Genomic DNA, 6600 nt, shown 5'->3' on the forward strand with positions numbered 1-6600 from the left:
CCCTCCCACATTGGAGCTGCTGTGAGCTTAAGATCCGGGCATTTAGCCTTTTTTCTTGTAGGCCACGCAATCGATCTCGACCTTGCAATCAACCATCATGTTGGCCTGCACACAGGCGCGCGCCGGGGCGTGCTCCGGGGTGAAGTATTCGCCGAAGACTTTGTTGAAGCTCCAGAAGTCCCGCGGGTCTTCCAGCCATACGCCGACGCGCACCACGTCCTTGAGTTCGTAGCCAGCCTCTTCAAGGATCGCCACCACGTTACGCAGGGTCTGCCGGGTTTGTTCAACGATGCCGCCGCTGATGATTTCGCCGTCCACGGCTGGCACCTGGCCCGACACGTAAAGCCAGCCGTCCGCTTCCACCGCGCGGGCGAAAGGACGCGGCTGGCCGCCGCCTGCGGTGCTGCCGGTGCCGTAACGAGTAATGCTCATAAAAAATGCTCCTGATTAAAAACGAATGTTCTTGAGAAATTCCGCCAGGCGCGGCGACTGCGGCCGCTCGAAGATGTCCTTCGACGAGCCCTGCTCTTCAATGCGCCCCTGGTTCATGAAAACGATCTTGTCCGAGACCTCATACGCAAAGCGCATTTCGTGGGTGACCAGCAACATGGTCATGCCCTCTTCCGCCAGGCCCTTGATCACGCTGAGCACTTCACCCACCAGTTCGGGGTCGAGGGCCGAGGTGACTTCGTCAAACAGCATCAGGCTGGGGTTCATCGCAATGGCGCGCGCAATCGCCACGCGCTGTTGCTGGCCACCGGACAATTGACCCGGGAAGTGATTACGACGTTCCAGCAGGCCCACGCGGTCCAGCCATTTTTCGGCCAGGGCCACGGCTTCGTCCTTGCCCATCTTCTTGACCTTGAGCAGGCCGAGGGTGACGTTTTGCAACGCAGTCAAATGCGGGAACAAGTTGAACTGCTGGAAGGCCATGCCCGTCATTGCGCGGTGCTGGGCAATCACCCGCTCCGGGTGACGCACACGCTTGCCGGCGATGTCGCTGTAGCCGATGGACTCGCCGTCCAGGGTGATCTGCCCGCCCTGGAATTCTTCGAGCAAGTTCACGCAACGCAACAAGGTGGTCTTGCCCGAGCCGCTGGAGCCGATCAATGTCACCACGTTGCCGCGCTGCATGGACAGGTCGACACCCTTGAGCACTTCGACCTGGCCGTATTGCTTGCGCAGGCCACAAATGTTCAGCAGCGGTGGGTTGGTTTGAGGTTGGTTCATGGCAAGGCCACCCGCTTTTCAATGTAGCGCCCGAATAATTCAATGGCGTAGTTGATGACAAAAAACAGAAACCCGGCGAACAGGTAGAACTCCAGGGTCATGAACGTGCGCGCGATCACTTGTTGGGTGCTCAGCAGCAATTCGGCGACGCCGATGACCGAGAGCAACGTCGAGGCCTTGACGATTTCCGTGGAGGAATTGACCCAGGTCGGCAGGATCTGCCGCAACGCCTGGGGCAACAACACGTAGCCCAGCGACTGGTAGAACGTCAGGCCAATGGCCTTGCCCGCTTCCAGTTGCCCACGGGGAATGGCTTGCAACGCCCCGCGCACGATTTCCGAGACGTGGGAACCGCAAAATAGCGTGAGCCCGACGGCGCCGGCCTGGAACGCCGTGATGTGCCAGCCGAGCGCCGGCAGCATGTAGAAACAGGCCAGCACCAGCACAAACACCGGCGTGCCACGGATCAAATCGACATACAGCCGGAACGGCGCACGCATCCAGAATTTGCCGTAGGTCAGGATCAACCCGGCGACGATGCCAATCAGCGTGCCAAAGATGATCGCCAGCGCCGAGACATACACACTGGCCTGGAAACCCGCCCAGAGGGTATCCCGGGCGATCCACAACTCATGCAACCAGCTGGGGGATTCGTACATGGAAACCCTCCTTAACGACGAATAGCCAGGCGCTGTTCCAGGTAACGGAGCAGCATGGCAATCAGGTAACAGGCAGCCACGTAGAGCGCGGTCGTGACCAGCCAGGTTTCAATCACCCGGTAGCTCTCGACGTTGATCTTGCGGGCGTAATAGGTCAGCTCGGGCACGGCGATGGCGGCGGCCAGCGAGGTGTCCTTGAACAGCGAGATGAAGTTGTTCGACAGCGCGGGCAATACATTGCGCAACATCACCGGCACAGTGATATAGGCACGAATGCGCCACTCGCCCAAGCCGATGGCCAACCCGGCTTCACGCAAACCCTTGGGAATATTCAACAGCCCGGCGCGGAACACTTCGGTCAAGTAGGCGCCGGCATACAGCGACAAGGTGATGATGAAGGACGGGATTTTGTCGAGACGAACCCCAAGCGACGGCAGCGCGAAGTAGATCAACAGGATCAGCACGAGGATCGGCGTATTGCGGATCACCGTCACATACACCGAGGCGAAGGCGCGCAGCGCGCGGTGCTTGGACAGCATGGCAAAGGCCATCATCAGGCCGATCACGCAGCCTATCGCGATCGACAGCAGCGCCAGTTCAAGGCCCAGGCCGAGCCCCGCCAGCAAGCTGGGGAAGTCGCGCCAGACGGCGGCAAAGTTCAACTGATAGTTCATGGTCGGCAGTACCTGATTGGGGCGCCGTCAGCGATGCCCCAGGGTTTACGATTTACTTGAACTCAACCGGAAAGCCGATGGCAGGTTCTGGCAGGTCCACGCCGAACCATTGCTTGAACGAGGCTTTGTAGGTGGGAAACTCCACGCCGGTCATGGCTTCGTGCAACGCGGTGTTGACGAAATTCAGCCAGTCCTGGTCGCCACGCTTGACGGCACACGCATAGGTTTGCGGGCTCCAGGCGTAGGTTGGGCTGCGGTAACGGCCAGGGTTCTGCACCATCAGGTATTTGACCGAAGACTGGTCGGTGGCGGCGGCATCGGCGCGACCGGAATTCACGGCCTGGTACATCAGGTCAACGCTGTCGTACTGATCGACCTTGGCCTTGGGCAGTGCCTGGTGCACCAGTTCTTCGGCATAGACGTTTTGCAGCACCGCCACGGTGACACCCTCACCGGCTGCCTGCAGGTCTTCGATTTCCTTGTACTTGCTGTTGTTCGGCAGCAGCAGGCCGACGCCTTCGCGGTAGTACGGCAGGGTAAACGCCACCTGTTGCGCACGGCTGGCGGTGACGGTGATGAACTGGCAACTCATGTCGACCTTGTCGGTCAGCAGATTGGGAATGCGTGCGTCGGACGACTGCACCACAAACTCGACCTTGCTCGGATCGTTGAACAACCCCTTGGCTACGATGCGGCCGATGTCGATATCAAACCCCTGCAACTTGCCATCCGCTCCCTGGAAGTGCCACGGCGCATTGGTACTGCCTGTACCCACGATCAGATGCCCACGCTTGAGCACATCATCGAGCTTGCTGTCCGCTGCCTGCACGAGGCTGGCAAGGGAAGCCGATGCGGCGAAGAGAAAAACACACGCTTTAAACACGGAAGGTCGGTGATGCATGACAAGCACTCCAGGAGTTGTGTATTCCGCTATACCGGAACCTAGTATGTAACAACGGAATAGACAGCAGAAAGTGTGCCATACGCACTGGCAGAAACATACGCCTGCAATAAATGCCTTAACAATCAACTAGATAAATAGAACTGCGCGATACGGCGTTGCGCCAGCACTCATACACCGTTTGCTACCCAAGGCCCCACGCCGGGGTGACGGCGCACTGCCCGTGCGTCACCGCCCCGTTACCGCGCACAAGAGCGGGGCACCCGAGCCTGGAAAAAAACCTGCACTGGGCTAGCCTTTGGCACACCCACGACAACAAGGACGGCGCCCCAATGAAGCTCAGCCTCACCTTGGTTTTGCTCGGCTGCCTGGCGGCCGGCAGCGCCTCAGCCAGCAGCGACCGGCGCGAATGCAAGGACGAACTGCACAAGCTCAAGCAAGCCTTCAGCACCGACTACACCCGCCAGAACCACCATGGTTATCGCCGGGCAAAGGCGTCCAGTGACAATGAGGAATACAGGAAGTGCGCAAGCCAGGCCCGCAAGGCGCGCGAACGCGTGGAGCGCGAGGCCAACCTGTGAAGGTTGACAGTAGACGGCGGTGACCCGCGGGCTTAGCGTTGGCAAAAACTGACGCTGCCTGAAGGGAGATCACCATGGGTATTGCCACGCGCAGAATTTCCAGTGCCGAGGAGTTCAAACGGGTACTGAACACACCACGTCCAGTATTCCTGCTCTTTTTTTCAGAGTACTGCCCCGCCTGCGTGAGCGCAGGACCACTCTTCGAACTGAGCGCCTGGAGGCATCCCTGGATCGTGAGCCTGGCGCTCGATTGCGCCCAAACGCCGAGTCACCCTGACGTGACAGGCATCCCGACGTTGCTGATCTACCTGAACGGAGACCTGGTAGAACAATTCAAGGGCTTCGGCCCCGTGGACGCACAAGCGCAGCTTGTAGCGGATATCTTCAACCGTCATGACCAAAGCAAGGACGCAAATGCACCTGCGTCACCCGACGCTCCTCCACTTCAGCCACCGTCAACCGCCAGCCTTCATGCTCCAGGCTATCGCCCACCACCGGCAGACGGTCGAGCAGGCTCATCACCAACCCCGCCAGGGTTTGATAATCCTCGGTCGCGACAGCCTTGAAGCCCGTGCGCTGACGAACCAGATGAAGGTTCAAGGCACCATTGGCGCGGAAGCCATTGCCCTCATCAACGATATCCGGGCCTTCGATCTCGCTGGCATCCGGCAACTCACCAGCGATGGATTCGAGGATGTCGGTCATGCTCAGCACGCCCATGAAATCGCCGAATTCGTTGATCACGAACGCGATATGTGTGGATTCCTGGCGCATCTGTTCCAAGGCATTGAGGATCGAAAAGCTCTCCAGCAGGTTGATTGCCCGGCGCGACAGGTGTTCCAGGTTCGGTTCGTTACCGGCCAGGTATTCCTTGAGCAACTCCTTTTTGTGCACGAACCCCAGAGGTTCATCTACCGCTCCGTTGCGGATCAACGGCAGGCGTGAATAAGGCGAGTGCATCAGTTTGCGGCGAATCGTGTCGGGGTCATCCGCCAGATCGATGCAGTCCACTTTCGCCCTCGGGGTCATCAGCGTACGGATCGGCCGCTCGGCCAGTTGCAGCACACCACTGATCATCACGCGCTCGCGTCGATCAAACACTGGGCCTTGCGTCGCGTCCGGTTCACCCAGCAGGTCGGCCACCTCTTCGCCCACCTCCTCCACCGCCAGGCTACGGCCACCCAACAAGCGCATCACCGCATGAGCGGTACGCTCACGCACCGGCAACACACCTTGGGCCGACTTCTTGCGCCGGGCGCGAGCGATCTGGTTGAACAGCTCGATCAGGATCGAGAAACCAATCGCCGCGTACAGGTAGCCCTTGGGAATATGGAAGCCCAAGCCTTCGGCGGTCAGGGCAAAACCGATCATCATCAAAAAGCCCAGGCACAGCATGATGACGGTGGGGTGCGCGTTGACGAAGCGGGTCAACGGCTTGCTCGCCACGATCATCAGGCCGATGGAGACAATCACCGCGATCATCATCACCGCCAGCTCGTCCACCATGCCCACGGCGGTAATCACCGCGTCGAGGGAGAACACCGCGTCGAGCACGACGATCTGCACCACGATCGGCCAGAACATCGCATAGGCCACAGTGCCCGAGCGCTGGGCCACATGACCTTCGAGACGCTCATGCAGTTCCAGGGTGGCCTTGAACAGCAAGAACACACCACCAAACAGCATGATCAGGTCACGACCGGAGAAGCTCTTGTCGAACACCTCGAACAACGGCTGGGTCAGGGTCACCAGCCAGGAAATACTCGCCAGCAGGCCCAGGCGCATCAGCAGCGCCAGGGACAAACCGATCAACCGCGCACGGTCGCGCTGCTCCGGTGGCAGCTTGTCCGCCAGGATCGCGATAAACACCAGGTTGTCGATACCCAGCACCAGTTCCAGCACAATCAAGGTCAACAGGCCGAGCCAGGCCGTTGGATCCGCTAACCATTCCATTTATAGAGTCTCTGTATTCAGGTTTTCAGAATGCCGGGCACGGCACAGCACGGTCAGTGGACCGGGGCAAGGTTAGCAGTCGGAATACGGGGTGCTTGAGCGGGAACAGCAACAGTGGATGTCTTGGGGAAAGACGACTGGGAGGCTCCAAGAGGGTGTTCATGCAAGTCCTGAAATAACCAAAGAACTTTAATCCTACAGTCGAAACACAAACCTCCCACACAGCAAAACTATTACAAAACCTGTCTCTGAAGAACACACATCACCCATGTGGAATCACCATGCATCAGGCATGCACGAGCTGCCCGGCGGGATTGGATCGATCTCCAAAACACACACGCTCAAAATGTGGGAGGGGGCTTGCTCCCGATGAGGGAGTGACAGTCAATGCATCTGTGGCCGACCCACCGCCATCGGGAGCAAGCCCCCTCCCACATTGGAATCCCGTGCATCAGGCATGCAATCTGCCCGGACGGATTGGATTGGCTTTCGCGTAGCGCACGATCTCTAAAACACACACGCTCAAAATGTGGGAGGGGGCTTGCTCCCGATGACGGTGTGTCAGTCAATGCATCTGGGGCTGACCCACCGCCATCGGGAGT

At 59.2% G+C, this 6600-nt stretch carries 7 protein-coding genes and 1 pseudogene; 2 read left to right on the top strand and 6 right to left on the bottom strand.

Going from position 1 to position 6600, the window contains the following annotated elements; all coding sequences use genetic code 11:
* Positions 1 to 42: 42 nt before the first annotated feature.
* Genes M5B43_RS27000 through M5B43_RS27020 form a run of 5 tightly spaced genes read right to left on the bottom strand, consistent with a single transcriptional unit; the run spans position 43 to position 3464 of the window.
* Positions 43 to 432 (bottom strand): RidA family protein, encoded by a 390-nt coding sequence (locus M5B43_RS27000; RefSeq protein WP_017737239.1) that lies wholly within the window; start codon positions 430 to 432, stop codon positions 43 to 45.
* Positions 433 to 447: 15 nt separating this feature from the next.
* A complete protein-coding gene (locus M5B43_RS27005) occupies positions 448 to 1230 on the bottom strand; it encodes an amino acid ABC transporter ATP-binding protein (RefSeq protein WP_248752927.1) in 783 nt (260 codons plus the stop codon).
* Positions 1227 to 1889, bottom strand: coding sequence for an amino acid ABC transporter permease (locus M5B43_RS27010; protein WP_248752928.1), 663 nt, complete (start codon positions 1887 to 1889; stop codon positions 1227 to 1229). Before M5B43_RS27010 ends, M5B43_RS27005 begins: the two co-directional genes overlap by 4 nt.
* An 11-nt stretch (positions 1890 to 1900) precedes the next feature.
* Positions 1901 to 2563, bottom strand: a complete 663-nt coding sequence (locus tag M5B43_RS27015; protein ID WP_248752929.1) for an amino acid ABC transporter permease — start codon at positions 2561 to 2563, stop codon at positions 1901 to 1903.
* 52 nt (positions 2564 to 2615) lie between these two features.
* Positions 2616 to 3464 carry a transporter substrate-binding domain-containing protein gene (locus tag M5B43_RS27020; protein WP_248752930.1) on the bottom strand — a complete coding sequence of 283 codons (849 nt, stop codon included), beginning with the start codon at positions 3462 to 3464 and terminating at the stop codon, positions 2616 to 2618.
* A gap of 332 nt (positions 3465 to 3796) precedes the next feature.
* Between M5B43_RS27020 and M5B43_RS27025 the strand changes: the two genes are divergently transcribed.
* Positions 3797 to 4045, top strand: a complete 249-nt coding sequence (locus M5B43_RS27025; protein ID WP_248752931.1) for a hypothetical protein — start codon at positions 3797 to 3799, stop codon at positions 4043 to 4045.
* A gap of 74 nt (positions 4046 to 4119) precedes the next feature.
* Positions 4120 to 4389, top strand: a pseudogene (locus M5B43_RS27030) (thioredoxin family protein); the annotation flags it as partial.
* A gap of 40 nt (positions 4390 to 4429) precedes the next feature.
* On the opposite strand, the gene M5B43_RS27035 reads toward M5B43_RS27030, so the two are convergent.
* Positions 4430 to 5998, bottom strand: coding sequence for a TerC family protein (locus M5B43_RS27035; RefSeq protein WP_248752932.1), 1569 nt, complete (start codon positions 5996 to 5998; stop codon positions 4430 to 4432).
* Positions 5999 to 6600 lie beyond the last annotated feature (602 nt).

Origin of the sequence: Pseudomonas sp. MWU15-20650 (assembly GCF_023242475.1) — a bacterium.
Classification (GTDB): domain Bacteria; phylum Pseudomonadota; class Gammaproteobacteria; order Pseudomonadales; family Pseudomonadaceae; genus Aquipseudomonas.